The organism is Arthrobacter sp. Z1-9, from assembly GCF_054792695.1.
On the sequence record NZ_CP096456.1, the window covers coordinates 168,759 to 194,357 of the forward strand.

At 61.9% G+C, this 25,599-nt stretch carries 20 protein-coding genes and 1 pseudogene; 15 read left to right on the plus strand and 6 right to left on the minus strand.

Annotated features, from left to right (window positions below):
* Window positions 1–340: 340 nt before the first annotated feature.
* A pseudogene (locus M1D93_RS00820) lies at window positions 341–514 on the minus strand (fructose-bisphosphatase class II); the annotation flags it as partial.
* A 362-nt stretch (window positions 515–876) separates the two neighbouring features.
* Here M1D93_RS00820 and M1D93_RS00825 point away from each other — a divergent pair.
* Genes M1D93_RS00825 through M1D93_RS00835 form a run of 3 tightly spaced genes read left to right on the plus strand, consistent with a single transcriptional unit; the run spans window position 877 to window position 3,375 of the window.
* Complete coding sequence (locus tag M1D93_RS00825) at window positions 877–1,299, plus strand: YybH family protein (protein ID WP_461173316.1); 423 nt, start codon at window positions 877–879, stop codon at window positions 1,297–1,299.
* Window positions 1,300–1,333: 34 nt separating this feature from the next.
* A complete protein-coding gene (locus tag M1D93_RS00830; protein WP_461173317.1) occupies window positions 1,334–2,734 on the plus strand; it encodes a purine-cytosine permease family protein in 1,401 nt (466 codons plus the stop codon).
* Complete coding sequence (locus M1D93_RS00835) at window positions 2,731–3,375, plus strand: cyclase family protein (RefSeq protein WP_461173318.1); 645 nt, start codon at window positions 2,731–2,733, stop codon at window positions 3,373–3,375. Before M1D93_RS00830 ends, M1D93_RS00835 begins: the two co-directional genes overlap by 4 nt.
* Before the next feature lie 1,082 nt (window positions 3,376–4,457).
* On the opposite strand, the gene M1D93_RS00840 is transcribed toward M1D93_RS00835, so the two are convergent.
* Window positions 4,458–5,846, minus strand: a complete 1,389-nt coding sequence (locus M1D93_RS00840; RefSeq protein WP_461173319.1) for a GH1 family beta-glucosidase — start codon at window positions 5,844–5,846, stop codon at window positions 4,458–4,460.
* Between the two features lie 30 nt (window positions 5,847–5,876).
* Window positions 5,877–7,175, minus strand: a complete 1,299-nt coding sequence (locus tag M1D93_RS00845) for an MFS transporter (protein WP_461173320.1) — start codon at window positions 7,173–7,175, stop codon at window positions 5,877–5,879.
* Between the two features lie 218 nt (window positions 7,176–7,393).
* Between M1D93_RS00845 and M1D93_RS00850 the strand changes: the two genes are divergently transcribed.
* Both M1D93_RS00850 and M1D93_RS00855 read left to right on the plus strand, forming a co-directional pair.
* A complete protein-coding gene (locus tag M1D93_RS00850; protein WP_461173321.1) occupies window positions 7,394–8,428 on the plus strand; it encodes a LacI family DNA-binding transcriptional regulator in 1,035 nt (344 codons plus the stop codon).
* Window positions 8,429–8,861: 433 nt separating this feature from the next.
* Window positions 8,862–10,106 carry an IS110 family RNA-guided transposase gene (locus M1D93_RS00855; protein WP_461173322.1) on the plus strand — a complete coding sequence of 415 codons (1,245 nt, stop codon included), beginning with the start codon at window positions 8,862–8,864 and terminating at the stop codon, window positions 10,104–10,106.
* Between the two features lie 1,436 nt (window positions 10,107–11,542).
* Here M1D93_RS00855 and M1D93_RS00860 read toward each other — a convergent pair.
* Entirely contained in the window at window positions 11,543–12,586 is a 1,044-nt protein-coding gene (locus M1D93_RS00860) for a carbon-nitrogen hydrolase family protein (RefSeq protein WP_461173323.1), read from the minus strand.
* A gap of 153 nt (window positions 12,587–12,739) precedes the next feature.
* On the opposite strand from M1D93_RS00860, the gene M1D93_RS00865 reads away from it, so the two are divergent.
* Entirely contained in the window at window positions 12,740–13,702 is a 963-nt protein-coding gene (locus tag M1D93_RS00865) for a helix-turn-helix transcriptional regulator (RefSeq protein ID WP_461173324.1), read from the plus strand.
* Between the two features lie 567 nt (window positions 13,703–14,269).
* Entirely contained in the window at window positions 14,270–14,923 is a 654-nt protein-coding gene (locus M1D93_RS00870) for a hypothetical protein (protein ID WP_461173325.1), read from the plus strand.
* Window positions 14,924–14,938: 15 nt separating this feature from the next.
* Here M1D93_RS00870 and M1D93_RS00875 read toward each other — a convergent pair whose 3' ends face one another.
* Window positions 14,939–15,829 (minus strand): LysR family transcriptional regulator, encoded by an 891-nt coding sequence (locus M1D93_RS00875; RefSeq protein ID WP_461173326.1) that lies wholly within the window; start codon window positions 15,827–15,829, stop codon window positions 14,939–14,941.
* Window positions 15,830–15,937: 108 nt separating this feature from the next.
* Here M1D93_RS00875 and M1D93_RS00880 point away from each other — a divergent pair, with 108 nt between their 5' ends.
* The 7 genes from M1D93_RS00880 to M1D93_RS00910 are packed head-to-tail and all read left to right on the plus strand — an operon-like array spanning window position 15,938 to window position 22,721.
* Window positions 15,938–16,966: an amidohydrolase family protein gene (locus tag M1D93_RS00880; RefSeq protein WP_461173327.1), complete on the plus strand. Its 1,029-nt coding sequence runs from the start codon at window positions 15,938–15,940 to the stop codon at window positions 16,964–16,966.
* A 14-nt stretch (window positions 16,967–16,980) separates the two neighbouring features.
* Window positions 16,981–17,673, plus strand: a complete 693-nt coding sequence (gene ligK, locus M1D93_RS00885; protein WP_461173328.1) for a 4-carboxy-4-hydroxy-2-oxoadipate aldolase/oxaloacetate decarboxylase — start codon at window positions 16,981–16,983, stop codon at window positions 17,671–17,673.
* A gap of 2 nt (window positions 17,674–17,675) precedes the next feature.
* Window positions 17,676–18,632: an amidohydrolase family protein gene (locus M1D93_RS00890; RefSeq protein ID WP_461173329.1), complete on the plus strand. Its 957-nt coding sequence runs from the start codon at window positions 17,676–17,678 to the stop codon at window positions 18,630–18,632.
* A gap of 1 nt (window position 18,633) precedes the next feature.
* Window positions 18,634–20,049: a protocatechuate 4,5-dioxygenase subunit alpha/beta gene (locus M1D93_RS00895; protein ID WP_461173330.1), complete on the plus strand. Its 1,416-nt coding sequence runs from the start codon at window positions 18,634–18,636 to the stop codon at window positions 20,047–20,049.
* 19 nt (window positions 20,050–20,068) lie between these two features.
* Complete coding sequence (locus M1D93_RS00900) at window positions 20,069–21,025, plus strand: Gfo/Idh/MocA family oxidoreductase (RefSeq protein ID WP_461173331.1); 957 nt, start codon at window positions 20,069–20,071, stop codon at window positions 21,023–21,025.
* A gap of 26 nt (window positions 21,026–21,051) precedes the next feature.
* The gene (locus tag M1D93_RS00905) at window positions 21,052–21,996 is read left to right on the plus strand and encodes an aldo/keto reductase (RefSeq protein WP_461175081.1); all 945 of its coding nucleotides are present in this window, start codon (window positions 21,052–21,054) and stop codon (window positions 21,994–21,996) included.
* Window positions 21,993–22,721 (plus strand): substrate-binding domain-containing protein, encoded by a 729-nt coding sequence (locus M1D93_RS00910; RefSeq protein WP_461173332.1) that lies wholly within the window; start codon window positions 21,993–21,995, stop codon window positions 22,719–22,721. The genes M1D93_RS00905 and M1D93_RS00910 overlap by 4 nt, the downstream gene beginning before the upstream one ends.
* 705 nt (window positions 22,722–23,426) lie before the next feature.
* Here M1D93_RS00910 and M1D93_RS00915 read toward each other — a convergent pair.
* The gene (locus tag M1D93_RS00915; protein ID WP_461173333.1) at window positions 23,427–24,086 is read right to left on the minus strand and encodes a GntR family transcriptional regulator; all 660 of its coding nucleotides are present in this window, start codon (window positions 24,084–24,086) and stop codon (window positions 23,427–23,429) included.
* Window positions 24,087–24,648: 562 nt separating this feature from the next.
* On the opposite strand from M1D93_RS00915, the gene M1D93_RS00920 reads away from it, so the two are divergent.
* Window positions 24,649–25,335 carry a hypothetical protein gene (locus M1D93_RS00920; RefSeq protein WP_461173334.1) on the plus strand — a complete coding sequence of 229 codons (687 nt, stop codon included), beginning with the start codon at window positions 24,649–24,651 and terminating at the stop codon, window positions 25,333–25,335.
* Window positions 25,336–25,599: the final 264 nt, after the last annotated feature.

Consider the following 25,599-nt stretch of genomic DNA (forward strand, 5'->3'; position numbering starts at 1 on the left):
TGGGATTGGGAGCCGTTGGGATAGCTCCCTGGCAGCAGTAGCGGTGGATGACCTATGCGAATTGTCCCCGGCTGTGGGCGGGCGGACCCGACTTCTCGTTCAAACGTGGATCAATTCCCGTTGCTCGGAGGACCGGGCAAAGGAACCGTGTGCAGCTTTGGGTGTGCTCCACTCCGGCATGGAGGGTTGAGGGAACGCTGCGATCGGTGGGTATGTTATCTGGGGCATCGGTACGGGAGGCCTCAGGTGGCATACACAGTGAAGCGTTCGGAGCATCGAAGGCGAACGGCACGCCTTCAGAAATGCGATTGTGCGGCGTTCGGTTATCGGCGGCTGTAGTCTCCCATTTGGCAATCTGGTGCTCGCCATGGACGAAGCGGATGGTCCATGACTTGGACCGCATCACGATGGATTGGGTATGGATTCTGTCGCCGTTCTAGCGGACCCCGGTGAGGAAGTCGCTATCGGTGGTGCCGCTGGCGACGAAGTACCAGTTGTCGCTGGTGACCAGGTCGGTGCCGGCGGGAAAGCTGCGATCTCGCCGTGCGCGCTTTCCCCAAGAGGGTCATCCACTAGGGCTGGGGGTCAATGTGGATTACCACGGCTTGTAGCTGGGAGTGGTTGGGGGTGGCTCCCTGGCAGGAGTAGCGGTGGATAACCTCTGAGAATTGTCCCCGGACGCGGGTGGCACACCCCCTAGGTCAAGAGGAACGTTGTGGGCCTCGGGCAGCAAGTCGTCCACCCAGCCAAGTTTCCGGCGATTGTTTCCTTGAAGAACGCTCAGAGTATGTGACCGTTGACACTACGTTGTACTCTAATGTTCAACAAAAGTTTCTCCTGAGACATAAACCGTATGCCCTTTAGCTAGGATGCGACATGCATTTATCCGGCCTTGCCGTTGTACCAACAGATGAAGAAGTGCTAGCAGCAGCATCCGCCATTGTGGAGGCTTTCGCTGCGACTGATACAGATCGCTACTTTGCTCTTTTTGCTGAGGATGCGACCTTCGTGTTCCATAGTGAGCCGACGGCATTAGGCAGCCGCAGCGATTACGCGGAGCTGTGGCAGGGGTGGCTGGCCAGCGGGTGGAGGGTAGTTACGTGCCAGTCGACCAATCCACTGGTGACGGCTTTTCCCGGCGGTGCCGTCTTTGTCCATGAGGTAGCCACAACCGTAGAAACCGGTGAAGGCCAGGCGTCATACAAGGAACGTGAATCGATTATCTTCGCCCGGATCGAAGATGGCAGCCTGGTCGCAGTGCACGAACACCTTTCCCCGTTCCCGGCTGCAGCGCCGTAGCCGGAACCTCTCAGCTCCTCCCTTCAAGGACCCCATGAACATGTACAAGCGCCTCGATGCGCACCTCCAGCAGAACGCGGACGGCTTCGGGCCAATCCGCGGTTCCTTGTCCACCCGTCGAATCGGTATGATCTGGCTCGCCGCCAACTTCGTCGTCACAACGCTCCTGACCGGAACCCTTTTTGTTCCAGGGGTCAGTTTCACCTCGGCCCTGGCAATGATCGTATTAGGCACCGTCATCGGCGCTGTTGTGCTGACACTGATTGGCAATATCGGAACGCGTACCGGCCTGCCTACCATGGCCATCACCCGCGGCGCGTTCGGGACACGGGGCAGCCTATTGCCCGTCGCGGCCAACTTCATCATCCTGATGGGCTGGAGTTGGGTGCAGGCCATGCTCGCGGGCGTGACCGTCAATTACCTGCTTGAACCGGTGACCGGATTCTCCAGTCCGATCCTCTTTGCAGTGCTATGCCAAGCAATTGTCGTTTGCCTTGCGATCCTGGGCCATGAGGGCATCGCCAAGGTGGAGCCCTGGCTTGCGGTGGTGATCCTGGCGATCATGACCTATGTCTTCGTAACGGCCTTCACTACCTTCAATCCCGCCGAGTTCGTTGCCCTGGACGTGGACGAATCCCTGGGCTTCACGAACTTCACAGTGCTGGACATCGTTGTTGCCACGGCCATCTCCTGGACCGTTCTCTCCGCCGACTTTAACCGCTTCGCCAAGTCAAGCCGGGCCGGGATAATCGGCTCGGGAATCGGATACACGCTGTCCACGATACTGTCCATGACACTGGGCGTTACGGCCCTCGGTTTCGTGATCCTCTCCGGCCAGCCGGCAGCGCCATTTGATCCCACGGTGATTGTGGCTGCCTTTGGAACACCCTTGGCCATCGTGATCTTCATGTCGGTAATGGCGACCAACACCATGGTGGTTTACGGCATGGTTACGTCGGTGGTCAACGCCCAGCCGCGCTGGAAGCTGCGCTTCCTGCCCACGGCCCTGGTGGTCGGAGTGATTTCGGTCCTAGGATCTACGTGGATGGCGCTGCTGAACCAATTCACTGATTTCCTGTTTGTTATTAGCGCGTTCTTCGTACCGGTGTTCGCCATCATGATTGTGGATTACTACATCATCAAGCGCAGCAGCTACACCCGTGACATTTTGCGCGAGCGTGGCGGCAGCTACTGGTATGCCGCGGGAGTCAACTGGTCTGCAGTAGCAGTGTGGGTGGTGGGGGCGTTGGTTTCCTACGTCCTGACCTACCTGTGGCCAAGCCCGGTGGGGGCTACGATGCCGGCATTCGCCATCAGTTTCCTGCTCTATTTTGCTCTTACCATCAGGGACCGTCGCCGCACCGGCGGCCGGCCAAGCAGGCACCTGACAATTAGGGACGAAGCCGAGCTCTCGGCAGGACAAACCCGCCCGTGACACTCATAGACCTGACTCATCCCGTCACCTCAGGAATGCAGGTTTTTCCAGGAGATCCGGACGTACAACTACCTCACGCGCTTTCGCTGGACGAAGACGGGGTGGCCGTCACCAGTATCCGGATGGGATCACACACCGGCACCCATCTCGATGCTCCCAGCCACACTATCGAAGGCGGACGCACTACCTCCGATGTGCTGCTCGATGAACTCATCGGCGAAACCCTTGTACTGCACGTTCCCGGCTTGGCAGCAGGAGAGGACATAACGTGGGAGCAGATCGTGGGGCAGGCGGGAGACACTGTCCCGCCGATCGTGCTGCTCGCTACCGGCTGGGACAAGCATTTTGGTACCCAGGTCTATTTTGATCATCCGGTCCTCACCCGTGAGGCCGCCGAAAAGCTCCGGGACCGCGGGATGCGGGTCTTGGCTCTCGACACGCTCAACCCCGATCACACCATTCAGCCAACGGGAAGCACTGGTTTCCCTGTCCATCAGCTCGTGCTCGGATGCGATGGCCTCATCATCGAAAACGTGCGTGGTGCCACTGATTTGCCTGCAAGGTGCCGGACCGGCTTCTTTCCGCTGAAACTGGACCGGGCTGATGGTGCCCCCGTGAGAGCAGTCGCTTGGTTGGATTAATCAGGTAGGCAGGGTATGCCCACTGTTGGGATGAACCTCCGGATGCGGACATGCCAACAGCCCGCGGGAGTGGCCGACGTGCACCTGATACCAATGGGTGCCGTCTAATTGTCGCCAGGGACGCGATCACCATCTGACATGCAGTTCCACCAATGCCGAGTCGGTCTGACCGGAGTGACACCCTGCTCCACTCCTGGAACTCCCTTGAAGGCTCCATGCGGATGTCGATCATGTTCCGGGGGCTGGAGAAAGGCATGAAATTATGGGCGTGGATCGTCGCCGCGAGATCGTAGCGGCAAAACCGACGCCGAAGACGAATCTATTGCGGGGCAGATCTTGCGAGGCTCGGACACGTTGCGCTAACCCGAACCCTGTTCCGTCCACAGTTGAGGTCAATTCGGGTTATCCACGGCTGGAAGTCGGGAGCGATTGGGTTAGCTCCCGTAGGAGCAGTACCGGTGGATGACCCGTAGGAATTGTCCCCGGCTGCGGGCGGCGGCGGGGTCGAGCCTCTCAGAGGAACCAAATGTAAGTCCCTATTCTGGGCCTAGGCCGGCGCGCCCTGTGTCCGGTTGGGTGTGCTTAGATGTGACTCTTCGGGTGTTATCGGTTGTTCGTCACCGATCCGTGGTGAATGTCTTGGGGGCGCGAAGGTACATCCTTCGAGGGTCTTTTGCGGAGCTGGAAAAGTTTGCAAACCGCGACGTCCCCATGGTTGCCCTTACAGGGGCCTTTCCTGATCAGCAATGGTCGGTTGTTCGGTCGTGCGACGGTCGTCCCGTCCAAGGAGTACCTGCCGCCTGTGGCGGGAGGACTCCCACGTCAGGGTGTAGGAAATACCCGCGGAGTTTGTTGGACGTGGAGCATCCTGCGACCTGCCCGCTTCGTTTAATTCACATGGCGTTTGCATATCGCTTCCTTGGGGTGGTGACTTCCTCCGACAAGGGCGCCTTCAGCACGAGCGAAAGCCGGGGAAGCTTAGTGCGGTAATAAGTTGGCTAGGGCAAGGGAGCAGGGTCAGGGCAGTTGGGGCCCAGGCGAACGATCTGCGTCTATTCGCTCGTCCGGGCCCCTCGCGTCTGCTAGGCGCCGGTCCTTTGCAGGCTGCTGGGTGTGCGGCGTCCCTGCGCTTCTGTAATGAGCTGGTGGTACCAGTGGAAGCTTTCTTTGGGGATTCGTGTTTGTGTTCGGTAGTCGACGTAGGTCAGGCCGAATCGCTTGGAGTAGCCGGAGGCCCACTCGAAGTTGTCCAGTAGGGACCATGCCATGTATCCGCGGATGTCTATGCCCTCGGTAATGGCCCGGCTGAGTACGTTGATGTGTTCGCGGAGGTAGTCGATGCGTTCGGTGTCGTTGACGCGGCCTTCGGGGGAGACGTAGTCATCGAATGCGGCGCCGTTTTCGGTGATGTAGACAGGCAGTTTGTAACGGTCACGGAATTGCCGCAGAACGGGCAGGAGCGCTTCTGGGTCGATGAGCCAATCGAAACTGGTTTTTGGGGCTTCTGCGGGATCTGCTTGCCGTATGCCGATGCCTGGCGGCACTACTTGTCCGCCGGGGCCGGCCGGGTCCGCGAGGACGTGGAAGGGGGCGTAGTAGTTGAGGCCGAAGTAGTCCAGTGGCTCGGAGATGGTGGACAGGTCGCGGTCCTGGATGAAGTCGGCGCCTCCGACGCTGGTGTGCCATTCGAGCAGCTCGGCCGGGTACTCGCCGTCCACGAGGACGTCCAGCGCTGACCGGTTGATCAGCAGATCCAAGAGGCGGGCCGCGTGTTCGTGCTCTGGTCCTTGTTGTGCGGGAAGGACCGGCCAGAAGGATCCGACGATGCCGAAGTGCCCTTCCGACTGGTTTGCTCTCATGTGCCGGGTGGCCCTGCCGTGGGCGACCAGCTGGTTATGGATGGCGGGAAGCACGAGGTCAGAGCGGTTCAGTGCCGGTGGGAACCAGGATGTGCCGTTGCCCCACCAGGTGGTGACAGCGATTTCGTTCATTGTTGCCCAGTGCTTGATCCTGTCGGAAAATGCAGCATGGACGGTGTCTGCATACTCGCAGAATCTGTCGATGGTGTCCCGGTTCAGCCAACCTCCCTGGTCTGCCAGCGCAAGCGGTACTTCCATATGGTTGATGGTGGCAAGGGGAGTGATGCCACGTTCGACAAGTCCGTCGATGAGCCGGTTGTAGAAGTCCAGACCGGGCTGGTTGACCTTGTTTGTTCCATCGGGGTGAATCCGGGTCCAGGAGATCGAGAACCGGTAGGCATTGACGCCGAGCCTGCTGAGCAGGTCAAGATCCTCGTCCAGCCGGTGGTAGTGGTCCGAGGCAATGCTGGCGGTGTCACCTCGGTGGATCGCACCAGGTTTCGCGGAAAAGGCGTCCCAGTCGCTCGGGCCTCGGCCGTCCTCGGAGGCCGCGCCTTCGATCTGGTAGGCGGAGGTCGCGGTGCCCCAGAGGAAGTTGTCGGGGAAGTTCAATGGTTTTTCCTTTGCAAAATGAGGTGGCGTTTAGCGGGTGCGGACCTTGGCCATGACCGGGATTCCGGCCAGGGAGACGATGGCCGCTGCGATAAAGAGGGCGGCGTAGTTACTGCCGTCTCCCAGGCTCAGAAGCAAAGGGGCTGCCAACGGAATGAGTGAGTAGGGAAGCGTGTAGGCGATGTTCACCACGCCGAGATCCCGCGCGTTCGTCGAAGGGTCGGTCATGGTTTCAGTTGCGATGGCCAGATAGAGCCCGGTGAAAACGCCGTATCCGATGCCCGCGATGGCCACGCCGACGAAGAAGAGCGGAAGTGAGGAAGCAATGAGCATGACGAGTGAACCTGCGGCGAGGGTTAGGCCTGCCGCTGCGTAGACAGGCCGGCGCCGGCCGATGCGGTCTGAAATGGCCCCGGCCAGCAGGCTGACGACCAGGGCGATCACATTCATGATCAGAACTGCGTAAAACACAATTGTCGGCACCTCGGACTCCGCTATGCCGAGGTGGTCCTGGACAAAGAAGAAGAGGTAAGTCTGGATGACGGCCAGACCGCCGGCCACGAGAAACATGCTCAGCAGGAACCAGCTGAAGCTCGGCGACTTCCGCGGATTGACGTAGAAGCTGCCCACAAAAGCGCCCAGACCGAAAGCCACCTGCTGGGCAGGATCCAACCGCCGGTCTTTCAGGACCAGCGAGAAGGCAAGCACACCAGCCAGCGCGGCGGCCGCGGGCACCATGAAGATGACGAACGTGTTCTCAGGGACCAGCTGAACGAAGTAGGTTCCGACGAGGATGCCGGCAACGGGGGTCATCCCGGCGATACCGGAGAGCAGCCCTCGCTGCTCCACAGGGACCTGGTCCGCGATGATGGCGATCAGTGCAGCGATCGCGGCGTTGACGAAGAACTGCATGAGCGCCCAGCCGAGGAACAGCATCGGGATGCTGTCAGCAACAGCAAGAACGGCCGCCGCGACGGCTCCGCCAAGGACGCCGACGAACATCCACGGCCGCCGCATGCCGAACCGGGAACGTGTAATGTCGCTCAGGCGGCCAAACATAGGATTCGCCAGCATCGCAATCAGCGCACCCACACTGGCAATCAGCGAATAGTGTGCCGTCGCCCCCTCCGCGTCAATCTGCGAGGCCCTCAGCGCGAGACTTACTGTCGCCGGGGTCATGATGAGCATCCACACACCGAACAGCGCGAAGGTATAAGCGCTGATGAAGGCAACACCCACCTTCGGCAACGCCACCGTGCCGGTGCGCTCCGACGAGGGTTCTGCGGCCTCCCGCGACGCGGGCGGCACCGAGTGATCTGTTTCTGACATTTCCTACTCCTTTGGAGGGCCTCCGGAATCGGTTCCGGAATCGATTTCATTCATGGTCTCTTACCGCGCAGAGGGGTGTCAAGAACAAGTTTTGGCGGCCTTAACATGGCAAGGAGTCTTCGCAAAAGCCCGCACTGGGCTGGGCCAGGGTTAGGGATTGGGCTACTCTGGAATCGATTCCGGAACTGGTTTCGCAGGTTTTCACGGGAGGATAACCCTTGAGTAACACCGTCACTGGCCAGATCAGGGCCAACCTGGCTGACGTTGCCAAGGCAGCCGGCGTGAGTAAGGCGACGGCATCAAGGGCCTTGTCCAGCGATAACCACCCTGACGTACGACCGGACACCCGGGAAAAGATCCGCCAGGCAGCCCTGGAGCTCGGCTACAGGCCCAGTGTCGTTGCCAGGACACTGCGGACCGGCCAGTTCAAAGCCCTGAGCGTGATCATCCCGGATGATACGTGGGGTTGGTGGGAGCCCACCATCAGGGGAGCGGTGGCTGGAGCTGCCGCTGAGGGATACCAGCTGCTTGTGCACCCCGTCGGGGGCGTCGATGGGGGAGCGGCTGCGGTCCTCGAAGGACTCAGCGACGTCCCCACGGACGGCGTCCTGCTGGTTCTGCCCTCGGATGACCTGGCCATAACAAAGGAACTGGACCGGCTGAGGATCCCCGCCGTCTTCATCGATGACCTTTCGGCCGACGTCACCGCGCCTACGGTGAGCGGTGCAAACCGTGCCGGTGCGCGGGCGGCAACCGAACACTTGCTGGCAGTGGGATGCCGGAACGTGGGGCTGGTAGCACCGACAGACGACTCCTGGTTCGTCAAAGAGAGGATCGCAGGGTTCCACGAGGCACTTTCGTCTGCAGGGCTAACAGCAAACCCGGGGCTGCTCTTCACCACATCCTCGGATGAATTCCAAACTTATTCTGCCGGTCTGGAGCAGGCACTGAAGCAGGGCAAGCCCAACTTCGATGCCCTGTTCGTGCTGATGGACCACATGGCTGCACCCGTGCTCCGGACACTCAGGGCAGCAGGACTGTCCGTACCGGAAGACGTCCAAATCGTCGGTTTTGATGACGAAAGAGCCGCCCGCCTTCTCGATCCGCAGCTGTCCACAATGCGCCAACCACTCGAAGCAATAGGCGAAAAAGCAGTCAGTCTGCTCCTGGCAGCCGTCCGCGGCACGCCCGCCAGCCCCACGCGCTACGAGTTGCCCACCGAACTCGTCCTCCGCGGATCGACAGCGCACTAATTTGCATCCCCGGGAAGGCGCGCGACCGCCGCTGTGCAGGACGAGCTGGCCTTCGCTCTGATTTCGCAGGACTCCGCCCGCGGTATCCGACCTTCTCAATAGCGGCCGGTTGCATACAACTAATTCGGGCTAGTTCCCGAGGGGCTTCGCTCCGCCGTGGGGATGGAAAATATACGTCGCGGGCACCTGAGCCGGTGATATCTGGTGTTGTTCCATGGTGCGGGGCAGACTTGATGAGTGTGTTTCGGTCGTCCCCGATGCTTCTATGGTGCCGGTGAGCCTGTGGGCTAGTTTGGTGGTGGAGGGCATAGCTTTTTGTCCGCGGGACGGTGGAATGTTGCCTTCGAGCACGTATGTCAGATTTGTTGTTTATCCGCCCTCCCCGGAACACAGACGCCTTGTCCGCACGAACGGTTTCGGAAGGTGATCCACCATGGAGGTCATTCACTCGCGCTGCGCGGGTGTCGATGTTTCGAAGAAGGACGCTAAGGTCTGCGTCCGTATCCAGGGCCGCGGCAACCGGCCCACCACGTCCACCGTCACGACCTGGGCCGCGATGACCGCGCGGATCCTGGACCTGAGGGACCACCTGCTGAACGAACACGTGACCCTGGTCGTGATGGAAGCCACCAGCGACTACTGGCGCCCTTTCTACTACCTGCTCGAAGACGAAGGCCTGGACGTGATCCTGGTTAACGCCCGCGACGCCAGAAACGTCCCCGGCCGCAAAACCGATGTCTCGGACGCGGCCTGGCTCGCCGATCTCGGCGCTCACGGGCTGGTCCGAGCCTCCTTCGTGCCCCCGCCACCGGTACGCGAGCTGCGGGACCTGACCCGCGCCCGGACACTAATCACCCGTGAACGCACCAGGGAAATGCAGCGCCTGGAGAAACTGCTCGAGGACGCGTGCATCAAACTGTCCTCGGTAGCCTCGGACATCACCGGGCTCTCGGGACGGCTGATGCTGCAGGCACTCATCGAAGGGGAGGACGACCCCGCCGTACTGGCGGAACTGGCCCACGGGAGGATGCGTGCAAAGATCCCCGAGCTCACCGACGCACTCACCGGCCGGTTCAGCGACCATCACCGCTACATGGCGGCCCTCTATCTGCACCGCATCGATGCCCACACCGCCGACATCAAAGACCTCAGCGCCAGAATCGAGGAGGCGATGGAGCCCTTTCGCCTCGCCCGGGAGCTCCTGACCAGCATCCCGGGATTCAGCACCACCATCGCCGAGGTCTTCATCGCCGAAACCGGAGCCGACATGAGGGTCTTCCCGACACCGCAACAGCTGGCATCCTGGGCAGGCACGTCCCCCGGAGCCAACGAATCCGCCGGCCGGATCAAATCCACCAAGACCCGCCCGGGCAACAGATACCTCAAAGGCGCCCTGGGCATCGCGGCCCTCTCGGCGGTACGGTCCAACGGCACATACTTCTCAGCGAAGTACCGGCGCATCGCTTTCCGGCGCGGACCCGTTAAGGCTCTCGTTGCGGTCGAACATGCCATGCTCACCGCGGCCTGGCACATGCTCGCCACCGGCGAACTCTACCGCGACCCCGGAGCCGACTACTTCACGCAACGCACACCCGCCAAGGCAAAAGCCCGCGCAATCGGACAACTCGAATCCCTGGGTTACCAGGTCACCCTCGAGCCCCTGCACCAAACTGGATAAAACGCCCCCTGCCGGCAACCATTCGCCCAACCCTCATTTTCATGTCAGAGCAAAGGAATCACTTCCCGCTGTCAGGTTGGGGTCTACTCCAACTGTGCGAATACCGTCCCCTGAGCAGGACGACGGATTGATCAGCCACAGGGTGTACGCCACGGTCCCGCCCCGCACGGATTATGAGCTGACAGATAATGGGCGGTCTCTACTGCTGGCGGGCCGCTCATGCGAGCACGGATCAGTACTGCCGTCCATCGCGGAACCGTGTAGTACGTCAGCGTCTCGTGCCGGAATGGTGTGAGACCGGCGCGAGACGCTGATGTACTGCGCGCGGGGAAGCCTGCCTGCGTGGTTAGCGCAGGAGGCGGCTCAGCGGCACGTCCTGGAACTCCTGGCATACGTGTATCCCTCCCGTGAACCCGGCATTACGGGCTGACTTTTTCAGAGCCTGTTCCCACTCGCGGTGCGCGAAGGCGTCTGGCACCAGGTGGGTCAGGGCCACCGCGCACCCCGGACTCCTGGGTGATCCGGCCGATCTCGGCCACGTCGGTGTGGACTTCCCGCATGTGCTTCATAGTGGTCTCGTTCCAACCCATGCGGACTGCGGAGGATTCAAGCTCAACCGCTTCGTGTACCGGCAGGTCAGCTCCCTGTGCCAACCGGATGAGGTTGCTTGAGACGCCGTATCGCCGGAAAAGACAACGCTGCCGTGGTCGGTATCAAACCGGTAGGCAAGCGCTGGATGGGCCGCTCCATGCGGAACCAGGGTTGGAGTGACCCGTACGTTCTCGTCCTCCATCACGGGGAAGGGCATCGTGTCCGGGTGCGGATTGGACCAGGAGGCACGGCCGCTTCGGGGACATGGACCTCGTGCGCACGGATCATCTCCGCCCGGTTCCCAATGAATCGTTCAGCAATAAAGAAGTTTGCCGAGCCGTTGAATGCTTGATTGACCAGACGCAGAAGCTCTACCGTACCTGGCGTGGGCTGGTCCGGATCTGCCCACTTTGGATCGGGACCCAAGTCAGCAGCCGGCGTGCCGGCGCTGCCCGGCCCGTAAAGGTCGATCGGTTCCTTGTACGTGTACCGTGTGGGAAATTGTGCGGCCGAGACGGCATAGCTGCCAGATCCATGCAGTGGTCGGCGTGCAGGTGGCTCAGAGAAATCGCCCTAAGCGACCACGTCCAGCCCTGCGCGCACGAACTGGGGTGAGGGAAGCGCGCCCGCAGTCCATCAGGTACGTTCTGCCGTTCACGACCAGAGCTGTCGAGATCCCGGACCGGTCGGGCCGGCGGGGGTCCGCCCTGAATCCCGAGGGGGACGACCGCGAAGCGCGTGTCCCGGTGCGTTGACTGCCCCGCTGGAGCAGCGGCGACAGTGAGAGCCAGTGCGCTGGTTGCTGCGGCCGCTCCCAGAACGCCCTTCTGTCGGTGCTTAGGACATCACACGTGCGCAGGCCTGTCCGTCTCTGAGGCTCCGTCCCACTGAATGTCAGCGTCGAATGCCGGCTCGGTTTGAGCAGGGGCCTTGGGCAAGGTGCTGCGGCGGATGACCGGGGTGCGGGGGGTGTCGTCAAAGATCAGCCGCGTGACGTCAGCCCGGGCGTAATGGCCTGCAGGGTCGACAGTGTTCTTAGCCAGGTCAATATCCGCTAGATCAATGTCGGCGTAGACGATGCCTTCCTCGGTGGGGTCCAGGGGCTCTGTGAGGAGGCCTGAGTGCGGACCGAAGACACGCGCGTAGCCTCCGCCGCCGGTATAGACGGGCGTGGGTCCTCCATCGGCCGTCGGGAATTTGCGGGCCCCGTCATCGGACATGATCTGGGTGGCGGTGACGACGAAGGAGCTGCCTTCGAGGGCGTAAGTCTGGGAGCAGGCCATGAGGGACTCCGGGCTCAGTGCCGGCACGTTGCCCAAGATCCCCAGGCAGGGCCAGCCGGCGACGTGGATCTGCTCGTTCTGCGCGTACATGGCGTACTTCGTCAGGGGCTGGAGGTGCTCGAAGCACTGCAGCGCCCCGATTCGACCCAGGGGCGTGTCCAGGACTTTGATGTCGCTGCCGTCGCCTTCCCCGAAGAGGGTCCGCTCTGCATGGGTGGGCTTGAGCTTCCGGCGGTGCTGGATGATCTGCCCGTCGGGGCCGATCACGGCTTGAGACATGTAGAGCGAACCGCCGTCTTTTTCGCTGAAACCCACGATGACGGTGATCGAGTGCCGCTGCGCAGCTTCCCGGATCTTGGCTATCTGGGGTCCGTCGATGGTGGGGGAGTTGGCGTGGTAGCGGGCTACGAACTGCATCTGCTCGTACACGGGGTAGGACCAGAGGAACACGGGGTAGCCGGGAATCCATGTTTCTGGGAACGCGACCAAGTCGGCTCCCCCGGCTGCGGCCTCGGCAATCAGGTGGACGGTCTTTTCCGTCGTCCCGTCAATGTCCAGCCAAACCGGTTCGGCCTGAACGGCAGCAACCCGCACCTTCTCGCTCATCAATACTCCTCGTTATGCTTGGATGGTGCTTCCAAATTTATGATGGGGATCACTTAAATACGTTGGCAATTTCTGCAGGCTCATCCACTATTCCTGCAGGTTCAGGCTTCTCCTGCTTAAACAGGTGCTCGTGCTGGGAGTCGGAGGGACGCAATGACGGACGTAACCGTTACTGATGTTCTGGCTTGGCAGGATGCAGCGAGCCGGGCCTTCGTACCGCTGCTGTGCACGGCCCCCGAACCAGGTTTCGTCGCACATCTTGAGTCCGTTGCCCTGTCCGGCGGGGTATCTCTGGCGCGGGTCCAGTCGGGGCCTCTGCGGGTGGAGCGCCCCGAACGTTTGGCCCGCCGGAATGATGGTGACGACATTCTCATGTCGCTGCAGCTGCAGTCGACCGGGGCTGTCCAGCAGCACGGGCGGACTGCTGTTCTGGTTCCTGGAACGGCGGCCCTTTACGAAATCAACCATCCTTATCTGTTGGACCAGCCACAAGCAGGGCAGGACCTGATCGTCCTTCGCGTTCCACGCCGGCTTCTGGGACTAAAGGACCGGTTCGTCACGGACCTTTGCGGGCGGACAATCGACCAATCCGTCCCCGGCATGGCCGCTTTCACCGGTTATGCCGCTGGATTGATGGCTGGCCGTGGCCACATGGATGACCGTGCACGAATTGAGTTAGGGCACATCAGTACTGATTTACTCTCGCTCGCCCTGCGCTCTTTCGCGGGACTCCAGCAAAACTCGTGGAGCGATGATGAGACCTTGTTGGAATCCGCGAAGGGGTACATCAGGCAATATCTCGCTGACCCGGACCTTTCGGTTGAACGACTGGCCAGCGAACAGAACGTCTCCGTCCGCAAGCTCCACGAAGTCTTCACAGCGATAGGGGAAACGCCGGCGGCGTACGTACGGCGTCGACGCATGGAACGCGCTACCGCCCTCCTCGCTGCGAGGGCACAAACCCGCCAGAGCGTGGGATCCATCGCCGTCGCGTGCGGATTCCGCGACACATCCACCTTTACCCGGGCTTTTACACGCGTCTACCAGTGCACTCCCACACAATGGCCGCTAACGGCCGGTACATTGGCTGCCGCCCCCGTGGCATCTGCTAACTAACCTCGGACGAGAAGCCTTCCAGCGACAAGAGGCCGGTGATGGTGCCGTTACTGGTTATGCTCAGATCACCTTGGATGACGTGGGTATAACCATCGACGCTCGAACCTGCCTGACATGGAGGCGTAAGGTCCCGGAGCCAACGCCGATAAGGGATATTCCGTCAACTGCCTCGGCCGTGCAAACCCGTGCGTGCTAGGCACGCGGCCGGAAACGGTGGCGGCTCTGATCCATCCATGGCTGGGGTCAATTCAGGTCATCCACGGCTGGAAGAAGGAGCCGTTGGAGTAGCTCCCTAGCAGCAGTAGCGGTGGGTAACCTATGAGAATTGTCCCCGGCTGGGGGCGGGCGGACCTGACTTCTCTTTGAAACGTAATCAATTCCGGTTGTTGCGAGGGCCAGGCAAGAGTCGTGTCAGCTTTGGGTGTGGGCCATGTTGGCAGGGGGCCATACGGCTGCGACGACTGATCCGGCACGCCCACATAATTGTCCAAGCGCCACACAAGGAGGTAATGACCTCTCCCTCCTGCACGCGACCTATGCCGGGTGACCCTTAGGTACCCTTGATGTATGCCTTCTACTGTGCCAAGTGCCGAGCCGGCATGGGAGCCGCTCGCCGCACAGGCCGTCGCAGACCTGCTCGCTGCGTCGCCCGTTCGTTGGTGGCTCTCAGGCGGTGCCGCTTTGGATCGCTGGCTGGGCCAGCCGATTCGCGGCCGCTCCAACACGGATGTGAGTGTGGTGTTCAGGGATCTGCCTCAGCTTGTGGCGAGTCTGCCTGCGGGATTCGACGGGTGGGCTTTGGGCGATGAAGACGAACTCGTGCCGTTCGTGGAGAGCCGGTGGGGCGAGGAAGTGCAGCTCGTGCTCGTCCGCGATGTTGAGAAGAACGTGTGGGTGCTGAAGATCAATGTCGAGGACGGGGCGCCCAGCGGTTGGGTGTACAGGCGAGACCCGCGGCTGCAACTGCCCTGGGACCGCGCAGTGATCGACGTCGGTGGCGTTCCGACCGGAGCGCCCGAGGTGCAGCTGGTCTGGAAAGCGTTGCGGCCTCGACCGGAAGACGACCTCGACAAGGACGCCGTGCTACCCAAGCTCTCTAAAGAGGCCTACGCCTGGTACGAGCGCTGCATCCTCACGATCCACCCGCACTCTTCGTGGTCGATCCATGTGCGCAGCCCCTTTGCGCCGGCGAAGGCCAGCTGGAGCCGCAAGCGCAGCTGAGGCAATGAAGCCGCCCTACTCGCGAACGGCGCGCAGAACGAGCGAGCGGAACCACCGTTGGGCCGGTGTCAGGCTGGCCTCGCGCCGCGTGTACAACGAGACGGGGGTGCTCTGGCCCGACCACGGAAGGTCCGCGATCCGCAGGCCGGGGAACCACCCGCTAAACACCTCGGCGACGTGCCGTGGCAGCAGGGCGATGAGATCTGTTGTACTCAGGACCGCCGGTACCGTCGCGTAATCCTCAATGCTCAGCACAACCTGGTGCATCAGCCCGTGCTCGGTAAGCACCTGTAGCGGAAAGATGTGCCCTCCGCGTGCTGAAACCCGCAAGAAGTGGCGCCCCGTAAACATGTCGGGTCCGGTGGACGGCAGGGGATGCTCTCCCGAGACGAGTGCGACGTACTCGACGGCACGAACTTGTGAGCGCCACAGCTGAGAGCTGTCGATCACCGAGACGGTAATCGCGAGGTCGATCGTTCCTCGCGTGAGCCCATCCTCGACCTGGTCCGAGTCCAGTCGCTCCGCCTGCAGGTGCGGCCGGGAGGCTTCGCGCTCAAGGGCCCCCATTATGGGCGGAAGGAAGGTCTGCTCGCCAATCGAGGTGAGTCCGAGCATCAGCTGGCCGCTGAAGGCAGAGGGCTCGAAGGCATCCGCCTCGTTTACGGTTGCATCGATCTGCGCTAGGGCTTCGTGCAGCGGGGCGAACAGCTGCGTGGCCTTGGCGGTCGGCACCATGTCATGCCCCTCGCGGCGGAACAGCTCGTCGCCGAACCGTGCCCGAAGCCGGCGAAGGGTATAGCTGACGGTGGGCTGCGTGACATGCAGGCGCTGGGCGACCGCGGTGACGCTGCGCAGTTCATAGAGCACCACGAAAGTGCGCAACTGGTTGAGGTCGGTGAAGGCCATCTATTGATCATATCTATAGAGGTCGCGGCGAATATCTATTCGACTGCATGTTCGTGCCCTGCAATCATTACTAGGCGTAAGCCTTCTAAGTGACAAGGACGACACTCGTTGATCATCGACATTCACGGCCATTACACGACTGCTCCGGCCCAGCTCGGCGCCTGGCGCGACCTGCAGATGGCCTTTTCTGAGGAGCGGGGGAAAGCCCCTGATCCGGCGAAGCTGAAGATCTCCGACGACGACATCCGCGAGACCATCACGGCAAATCAGCTCAAGTTGATGGACGAGCGCGGCAGTGATGTCACGGTCTTCAGTCCTCGCGCCTCATTCATGGCCCATCATGTCGGTGACTTTGAGGTCAGTATGACGTGGGCACGCATCTGCAATGATTTGTGCGCACGGGTGAGCGAACTCTTCCCCGACCGGTTCCTGATGGGGGCCATGTTGCCGCAATCGCCGGGCGCGGACCCGGCGACCACTGTCGACGAACTGACTCGAGCCGTCGAAGAGCTTGGCGCCGTCACGGTCAACCTGAATCCCGATCCTTCCGGTGGCAAGTGGACGGCACCGGCGCTGACTGATCGGTCCTGGTACCCGATCTATGAAAAGCTCGTCGAGTTCGAGATCCCCGCCATGGTGCACGTGAGCACGTCCTGCAAACCGGTCTTCCACACCACTGGAGACCACTACCTGAACGCTGACACGACCGCCTTCATGCAGCTGCTTAAGGGTGACCTGTTCCGCGACTTTCCCGAGCTCAAGTTCGTCATCCCCCATGGCGGCGGGGCAGTGCCGTACCACTGGGGCAGATTCCGCGGCCTCGCCATGGCGCTCGGCAAGCCGGAGCTGGAAGAGCACCTGCTGAGCAACGTCTTCTTCGACACCTGCGTCTACCACCAGCCCGGGATCGACCTACTCACGAAGGTCATTCCCGCGGACAACATCCTTTTCGCCAGCGAAATGATCGGCGCGGTGCGCGATATCGACCCGCGCACGGGCCACTACTTCGACGACACGAAGCGGTATGTCGATGCCACAGAGAACCTGACCGACGCCGAGCGCGTGCAGGTCTTCGAATCCAATGCCCGCCGCGTGTACCCGCGCGTTGACCGCGCGCTGACCGCCCGCGTGCTCTAAATAGGAGGAACCCCATGCGATTGAACAATCTCGGACTTGTCCACACTTGTATTGAACGCCCTGCTCCTGAGGACGTCGCACGCCTCTCGAAGTTCGGTGTCGCGACGATCCATGAGGCGATGGGCCGCGTCGGGCTCATGCGCCCCTACATCCGCCCCGTCTACACCGGAGCCAAGCTCTGCGGGCCTGTAGTTACCGTGCTCCTGCAGCCCGGCGACAACTGGATGTTTCACGCCGCTGCCGAACAGGTGCAGGAGGGGGACGTGATCGTCGCTGGCTGCACCACCGAGAGCGAGGATGGATTCTTCGGCGAGCTGCTCGCCACTTCGCTGGCAGCGCGGGGCTGTAAGGGCCTGGTCATCGACGGCGGTGTCCGCGATGTAGCGGACCTGGAGGAGATGCAGTTCCCGGTGTTCTCCCGTGCCATCAACGCCAAGGGCACAGTCAAGGCCACGCTGGGGTCGGTAAATGTCCCGGTCGTCGTGGCAAACGCGCTTGTCAACCCCGGCGACGTCGTCGTCGCAGACGTCGACGGCGTCGTTGTCGTGCCGCGCGAACTCGTCGGCGCTGTCGCTAATGCCAGCCAGGCGCGCGAAGACAACGAAGAGGCCAAGCGCCAAAAATTCCGCGAAGGCGTACTCGGCCTCGACATCTACGGCATGCGCGAGCCGCTTGCCGCCGCCGGCCTTGAGTACGTGGAGAACTGACCGTGGCACACGGGGAACTGATAATGGAGCACGGCGACACCACAGGCGGCTTCGAGAAGACGGCCGGTTGGCTCGACTGGTACGAGGGCCCTTCCAAGCCCACGTTCCATTTGCCAGCGGGAGCGGTCGATGCGCACTGCCACGTGTTCGGTCCAGGCGAAGAATTTCCCTACGCGCCGGAACGCAAGTACACGCCTTGCGATGCCTCCGCTGAGCAGCTCTTCGGGCTGCGGGATTACCTCGGCTTCGACTACAACGTGATCGTCCAGGCGACCTGCCACGGTGCCGACAACAGTGCGTTGGTCGACGCGCTGCGGCGCAGCGACGGGCGGGCACGCGGCGTCGCGACCGTCCGGCGCGATGTAAGCGACGTCCAGCTCGCCGAGCTGCACGAGGCCGGTGTCCGCGGAGTGCGCTTCAACTTCGTCAAGCGCCTCGTGGACCGGGTCCCCACGGACTCGCTGGAGGAGATCGTCGCGAAGATCGCGCCGCTGGGCTGGCACGTCGTGGTCTACTTTGAGGCGGCGGACCTGCCCGACCTCTACGACTTCTTCTCCAGCATCCCGACCGACGTCGTCGTCGACCACATGGGCCGGCCCGACGTGATGAAGGACCCCAACGGCCCCGAGTTCGGGCTGTTCCTGCGCTTCATGCGCGAGAACCCGAACGTCTGGACCAAGGTCTCCTGCCCCGAACGCCTGAGCGTCACCGGGCCCAACGCCCTGGATGGCGAGCAGCACGCGTACACCGACGTGGTCCCGTTTGCCCGACGTGTGGTCGAGGAATTCCCGGACCGCGTCTTATGGGGAACCGACTGGCCCCACCCTAACCTCAAGGACCACATGCCCGACGACGGGCTGCTGGTCGACTTCATCCCCCAAATAGCGACGACGGCCGAGCTCCAGCGGCGCCTGCTCGTGGACAACCCTCATCGCCTCTACTGGCCCGAAGGAGCATGACATGACGCTCGACAAGCCTTACAACCAGGTTCCCGGCACGACCATCTTCGATGCCGACATGGCCCGCAAGGGATACCACCTTAACCAGTTCTCGATGTCCCTGATGAAGCCCGAGAACCGCCAGCGTTACCTTGCCAACCGCGAAGGCTACCTCGACGAGTGGCCCCTCTCGCCGAAGCAACGCCAAGCCGTGCTCGACATGGACCTCAACGCCATGATCGCAGAGGGCGGCAACATCTACTTCCTGAGCAAGATCGGCGCTACCCATGGCTTGAGCTTCCAGCAGATGGCCGGCTCGATGACAGGCATGTCAGAGGCCGCCTACCGCGACATGATGATCGAGGGCGGGCGCCGCGCAGAAGGCAACCGCGCCAAAGACCTCGACGGCTGGGCGCCTCCGATGCCGAGCCAAAAGTCCGCGACGGCGCGCGAGAACCCCCCGGCGAAGTACACCTCGGCGCTGTTCACCTCGCATGTCCCTGCCATTGGTGCCGCGATGGACCTCGGCAAGACCGAGGAGCCGTACTGGAAGAAGGTCTTCGACGGCTACGAATGGACCCGCAAGTGGGCTAAGGAGAACACCCCGGACGTCGTCATCCTCGTCTACAACGACCACGCGACCGCGTTCGACTCCTCCATCATCCCTACGTTCGTGCTCGGCACCGGGAGCGAGTACCCTGTCGCCGACGAGGGCTACGGGCCCCGCCCGGTTCCGACGGTCAAGGGCTACCCGGAGTTCGCCGCGCACATCGCTCAGTCGGTCATCCAGGACGACTTCGACCTCACCCTCGTCAACGAGATGGTCGTGGACCACGGTCTCACGGTGCCGCTGTCGCTCGTATACGGCGACGTCAAGGAGTGGCCGTGCAAGGTCATCCCGTTGGCTGTCAACGTGGTGCAGTACCCGGTGCCTTCTGGCCGCCGCTGCTACGAACTCGGCAAGGCCCTGCGCCGCGCCCTGGACAAGTGGGACGGCCCGGAGCTCAATGTTCAGATCTGGGGCACTGGCGGCATGAGCCACCAGCTGCAGGGTCCGCGGGCTGGCCTTATCAATAAGGAGTGGGACAACGCGTTCCTCGACCACCTCATCGCCGATCCGCTGGGCCTGACCGAGTGGCAGCATATGGAGTACGTCGACGAGGCGGGCTCCGAAGGCATCGAGCTTGTAGACTGGCTGATCGCGCGCGGCGCAATGGATGACCAGTTCGGTGGCGAGGCCCCCTCAATCGACCACCGGTTCTACCACGTGCCGGCGTCAAACACGGCCGTCGGGCACTTGGTCATCTCTAACCCTGTCGCGGCCGATGTGCAGGGCGCAGGGAAGCGCGGTGAGAGCACCACCCAGGCGTTATCCGACACTCCATCCGTCGTTCAGACAGCCCGGAACGCCACACCGGCACCGGTCCTGAACAGCTGACCCATCAAGGAGATACAAAATGAGCAGTGAGAAGGTCCGCATAGCGGTCGTCGGCGCCACGGGTGCCTTCGGCATGAAGCATCTCGATGGCCTCGCCGAGATTCCGGACGCCGAGGTTACAGTCGTCACGGGCACAACGCGGGAGAAGGCGGCGGCGGTCGCGTCAAAGTACGGCGTGCCGAACGCGGTGGTCGGTTTCGATGCAGTGCTCGAGCGTGACGACGTCGACGCAGTCATCCTTGCAACGCCGACGCAGCTGCACGCCTCGCAGACCCAGGCGGTGCTCAAGGCCGGCAAGCATGTGCAGGTCGAGATCCCCCTCGCCGACTCCCTTACGGAGGCCGAGGCGACTTTGGCTGCCGCCGAGGCGTCGAATCGCGTCGCGATGGTCGGCCATACCCGGCGTTTCAACCCCTCCCATCAGTTCGTGCACAACCGGATTGCCGCGGGTGAATTCAATGTGCAGCAGATGGACGTGCAGACGTACTTCTTCCGCCGCACCAACACGAACGCCAAGGGTGAGGCCCGCTCATGGACCGATCACCTGCTGTGGCACCACGCCGCCCACACGGTGGACCTGTTCGCCTACCAAGCCGGCAGGATCGTCCAAGCGAACGCCATCCAAGGCCCGGTCCATCCCGAGCTCGGCATCGCCATGGACATGTCGATCCAGCTCAAGAGTGAGACCGGGGCGATCTGCACCCTGTCTCTGTCGTTCAACAACGAAGGCCCCTTCGGAACCTTCTTCCGCTATATCGGCGACACAGCCACCTACGTTGCGCGCTACGACGATTTGTTCAATGGCAAGGACGAGCAAATCGACGTGTCGAAGGTGGCGGTCAGCATGAACGGCATCGAGTTGCAGGACCGCGAGTTCGTCAATGCGATCCGGGAGGGCCGCGAGCCGAATTCCTCGATCCGCCAGGTCATAGACTGCTACCGGGTGCTCGGTGCGCTCGAGGAGCAGCTAGCGTGATCCTGCCGAAAATCGGCCTCGGCTGCATGTCGTTGAGCCACGCCTATGGGTTCCCTCCCTCGGTCGAGGACGGTCTGGCGTTCCTGCGGTCGGCGCTCGACGAAGGCGTACGCATGCTCGATACCGCCACGCTCTACGGTGGCGGCCTCAACGAGAAGCTGGTGGGGCAGGCGATAGCCGGGCGCCGCGACGAAGTGCTGCTGGCCAGCAAGTGCGGCATGGCAATGGTCGACGGCGTCAAGAAGATCGATGGACGTCCTGAGACGCTGCGCGCCCAGGTTGACGCCTCGCTCGGGCGTCTCGGCGTCGACCACATCGACCTGTACTACCTGCACCGGTGGGACCGGGAGGTGCCCATCCAGGAGAGCGTTGGTGCGCTTGCTGAGATGGTGGCCGCCGGCAAGATAGGTGCCATCGGACTCTCCGAAGTGTCCGTCCAGCGCCTGCGGGAGGCCCAGGCTGAAGCTCCAATCGCCGCGGTGCAGAACGAGTATTCGCTGTGGAGCCGCAACCCCGAGCTTGGCATGCTTGAGGCGACCCGCGTGGGCGGGGTCGCGCTGGTGGCGTTCTCGCCCCTCGCGAGGGGTTTCCTCAGTGATGGCTTCGACTCCCCAGAAGAGTTCGCGCCCAAGGACATCCGGCGGGGAATGCCGCGCTTTCAACCCGAGCATTGGCCGGCGAATGCGACCCTGCTGCCCCAATGGCGGGCCTTGGCAGCGGAGGCCGGCTGCACTGCTGGGCAGCTCGCACTCGCGTGGGTGCTCTCGCGGGGTGAGCATGTAGTACCGATCCCGGGAACGACCCGCTTGGATCACCTCCGCGAAAATCAGGCGGCTGCAAGCCTCTTGATTGATGCCGAGCTGCTCAACCGCGCGGGTGACCTTATTGGAACCTCCACGGTATCGGGCCAGCGCTATGCAGCAGCCGCAGCACGCGAGGTTGACGCCGAGACCTTCGAGGATGCCGCATGAGAGCGATTTCATCGATGGCTACCCGCAACGTTCTCACCGATCTAGCGGAGGCCGCCGTAGCTTCCGGTTTGCCGTGCGTTGACCTCGAGTCCGTCGGTGGCGTGGATGCCGCCAGACGCGTGAGCGAAGGCGAGCAGTTCGAGTTGGTGTTCCTTGCCCTGGATGCGCTTCGGCGGCTCGCCGAAGACGGGCATGTCATTGCGGAATCGCTGACGCCACTCATGCTGTCGCAGGTCGCGGTGGCCGTTCCATCTATGTCGAATGCGCCTGCTACCCACGAAAGAACACGCGCGTTCCCCGAGGCCGCCGGCCTTCGCGCCGCTCTGCAACATGCCGCTCGCATCGGCTACTCGACCGGCCCCAGTGGCGTCGCACTCATGAAGATGATCGAAGACTGGGGCCTTGGCGAAGAGCTCGAGCAACGCATGGTCCAGGCACGTCCGGGCATTCCGGTTGCCCGCTTGCTCGCCCAGGGCGATGTGGAGCTCGGGTTCCAGCAGCTCAGCGAGCTGGTGGGACAGCCCGGCATTCGCGTCCTCGGAGTACTGCCGCCAGACTGCGCCATCGACACAGTTTTTGCGGGCGCCGTCGCGACGACGTCGGAGGACCGTGCTAAGGCACTCGAGGTACTGGGGTTCTTTTCCTCGCTGGCCGCGATACCGATCGTGGCGGCGCACAGTTTCGTGCCGGCTGGATCCTGTAGGGAGGTCCCATCGTCCCTGTGACCGATGAAGGTTGCTTCCAGGTGCGGAGGCATCAAGTTATAGCCCTATTGGCCCTTGGGTTCTCCTGGTCGAAAAGCCGCATCTGGGGGTATGAAGATCGCGCACTGGCTGCGTCACGCTAACTAGATTTATAGTCTGTTGCACGGTGAGCTTGACGTCGATTACAGAAGATTCTCTTCAAGGTGATCAACACGAATGGTGCAAGGAATGGGCGGCGGCTTCCACGTCCTGGGGCACGACCAAGTTCTTTCCCAATGCACTGTCCACGCAGCGCGCGTTACTCGAAACGCCAGTCGTCCGGGTCCGGCTGGCAGGGGGACTGGTTTTCCCGCTAAGAGGCCCCCACCGAGCGGGGGCCGTCGGGATAGCATTCTGGCAGCAGTAGCGTGGATAACCTATGCGAATTGTCCCCGGCTGTGAGCGGGCGGACCCGACTTCGGGTTCAGACGTGGATCAATTCCCGTTGATCGGAGGACCGGGCAAAGGAACCGTGAGTCAGCTTTGGGTGGGATCCAACGTGTTTGAGTCGCTCTGGGACATGTGCGGTCATGCTCCTTTAGTCCTACTCGGGAAAGCGGCAGATCCAGACGGTTCGAGTGCGGCACTGACAAACGTAATTCTGCATGCAGTTCATATCGCTCAGATGCCGGGTCACGTCTCGCTGTTCCATACCTGAGTCCCGTGGCGGGACGCTTCGTTGGTGAGCTAGCCGGATACACGGTCGACTGCTGCATCCATCAGGTCCGTACGAGTGGTCATATGGATATACCGCTGGTAAGAATTTGTGATGTGTCGCTGAACTGCTGCAACTGACTGTTCCACATCACGGCGGCGAAGAGCGGCCACCACATCGGCGTGCTCCTGTGCGATCATCTCCACCGACACAATCATTTTGTACCAGATGCGTAGCGCCGAGACGTTAATCCTCGTTGACGCATCCACCAGAAACGGGTTGCCCGTTGCCTCGGCAATACCCTGGTGGAAGAGCAGATCCACCTCCACTGCTTCATAGGCGAGGTTCTGTTCGACCAACCGTGCCTCCTCGGCCACCAGCCGGTCCAGGTGGGCATCTGTCTCCTCCGTGGCACGCTGGGCCGCAAGGGCTGCGATTTGTGTTTCGAAAATGGACCGCGCCTCATATAGGGCCTTCACTTGCTCTACACCGATTTCTGGTACGTACGGGGAGCGCCTGTCTGGCCAAATAATTAACTGGTCGTTGCGTAATTGCTTCAGGGCCTCGCGAATCGGCGTGCGGCCCAGCCCGTACCGTAGGCCTAGGGCTGTTTCATCCATAGCTTCGTTGGCCGGGATGACCCCTGTGATGACATCACGTCTCGCCCGTTCGTACGCCGTATTTGACTTCATTGCTAACACCTTTACAAGATACCCCTTGACAGCTCAGTATATCGAAAATATATTTTACGCCAGGCAAGTCAAGCTGCAGACCCTAACGGCAAGTACAGACCGCAGGCCCCTCCCCACGCTCTCGTTCCTGGCCCTCAAAACCCACACTGCGCATCACCTACTGGAGAGCATTGATATGAAGATGCCGTCCTTAACGCACCCACCCTCGATCGCCTCACACTTTGGTGGAATCGCCGCCAGTTTCGGCCCGGTTCCTTTTCATGTGAAGGAATGTTCAGGAGTGAGGTCAAGCCGGGCACTAGGTGTAGTTACCCGGCGCGCTGCACCTCCGGAGTGGCTGCGGAGTGATCAGGTATATGACGTCGACACCGACTTCGGCTGCGATCTTTGCGCCGTCGGTAGTGATATCGCGAAAGTAGCAGGCCATACTTTGCCTGGCTACTCGTGCCAACCGTCCCAACCATTCATTGCTGCGGATCAACCAGTGGATAAGCGCCGTGTACCCAAGACCGCACTGGTCGATGCAGATTTCCCTTCCAATGGGATGTGGAGGTAGAGAACAGTGCCAGTTCTCGGTGAGGCAGTATTGGCGATGTGGTGGGACATGGGCCCGGCAGTGCGCGCGGATTTCGAGGATTGGCATGCCCACGAGCACTTCCCGGAACGCCTCGCCATCCCGGGGTTCCGCCGCGCAACCCGATGGACCAGTACCGACGGGGGAGAGGGCATGTTCGTTATGTACGAGCTCGATGGCCATGAGGTGCTTGCGTCGCAAGCCTATGCCGCCCACCTCAATTCGCCGACACCGTGGTCAACGCGGCTGATGCCCCATCACCGGAACATGGTGCGGAGCCAGTGCCATGTGCTCGAAAGCGAGGGGGCCGTGACCGCGCATCACACACTGACCATCCGGTTCTCTCCATCTCCTGGGCAATCCGAGCACCTCCAGGCGGCGTTGCGCCGGCTGGGCGCTGATATCCGGACGAGGCCGGGGCTGGTCGGGCTCCATCTGCTTCGGCATCAAACACCTGATATTGCGCCCACAACGGAGCAGCGCATCCGCGGCAACGCGGACCGGTTCGCTGATTGGGTGCTTGTCGTTTGCGGCTATGACCTCGCTGCCTTGGAATCCTTACAGTGCGGCGATCTGGAGGCTAGGGCTTGGCAGGCCATGGGGGCGTCTCCCGGAGCCGAGGGGCACCTGTACACGTTGGCGTACTCCGCGACCCCTGGAGACGTACGTGGCTGAATTCCGGTTGCATCCGCGTGTTGGCTGGCAGTTTCTTTTTGACTAGGCATGAACGACCCCCCAAATAGGGATTGTTGCCCAACCCAGGTGAGATCGGCGTAAATTTCTGGCCGTCCCGGACCATGCCCTGATACCACGCTTCTATGGAGCGAACTTGCATCGTCCTGGCGGAAAGTCCAACGCGGAGCCGCACGGTAGTCGCTTCGGCAGCACAATTCAGCACTTAATCACCAACCTGAACCAATACAGACGCACCCCAACCCG

Bases quoted from the DNA above. Each gene is read 5' to 3' on its own strand.
- M1D93_RS00825 (WP_461173316.1), top strand. From the start codon at position 877: ATGCATTTATCCGGCCTTGCCGTTGTACCAACAGATGAAGAAGTGCTA.
- M1D93_RS00830 (WP_461173317.1), top strand. From the start codon at position 1,334: ATGAACATGTACAAGCGCCTCGATGCGCACCTCCAGCAGAACGCGGAC.
- M1D93_RS00845 (WP_461173320.1), bottom strand. From the start codon at position 7,175: ATGTCAGAAACAGATCACTCGGTGCCGCCCGCGTCGCGGGAGGCCGCA.
- M1D93_RS00855 (WP_461173322.1), top strand. From the start codon at position 8,862: ATGGAGGTCATTCACTCGCGCTGCGCGGGTGTCGATGTTTCGAAGAAG.
- M1D93_RS00860 (WP_461173323.1), bottom strand. From the start codon at position 12,586: ATGAGCGAGAAGGTGCGGGTTGCTGCCGTTCAGGCCGAACCGGTTTGG.
- M1D93_RS00865 (WP_461173324.1), top strand. From the start codon at position 12,740: ATGACGGACGTAACCGTTACTGATGTTCTGGCTTGGCAGGATGCAGCG.
- M1D93_RS00870 (WP_461173325.1), top strand. From the start codon at position 14,270: ATGCCTTCTACTGTGCCAAGTGCCGAGCCGGCATGGGAGCCGCTCGCC.
- M1D93_RS00875 (WP_461173326.1), bottom strand. From the start codon at position 15,829: ATGGCCTTCACCGACCTCAACCAGTTGCGCACTTTCGTGGTGCTCTAT.
- ligK (WP_461173328.1), top strand. From the start codon at position 16,981: ATGCGATTGAACAATCTCGGACTTGTCCACACTTGTATTGAACGCCCT.
- M1D93_RS00895 (WP_461173330.1), top strand. From the start codon at position 18,634: ATGACGCTCGACAAGCCTTACAACCAGGTTCCCGGCACGACCATCTTC.
- M1D93_RS00900 (WP_461173331.1), top strand. From the start codon at position 20,069: ATGAGCAGTGAGAAGGTCCGCATAGCGGTCGTCGGCGCCACGGGTGCC.
- M1D93_RS00905 (WP_461175081.1), top strand. From the start codon at position 21,052: ATGTCGTTGAGCCACGCCTATGGGTTCCCTCCCTCGGTCGAGGACGGT.
- M1D93_RS00910 (WP_461173332.1), top strand. From the start codon at position 21,993: ATGAGAGCGATTTCATCGATGGCTACCCGCAACGTTCTCACCGATCTA.
- M1D93_RS00915 (WP_461173333.1), bottom strand. From the start codon at position 24,086: ATGAAGTCAAATACGGCGTACGAACGGGCGAGACGTGATGTCATCACA.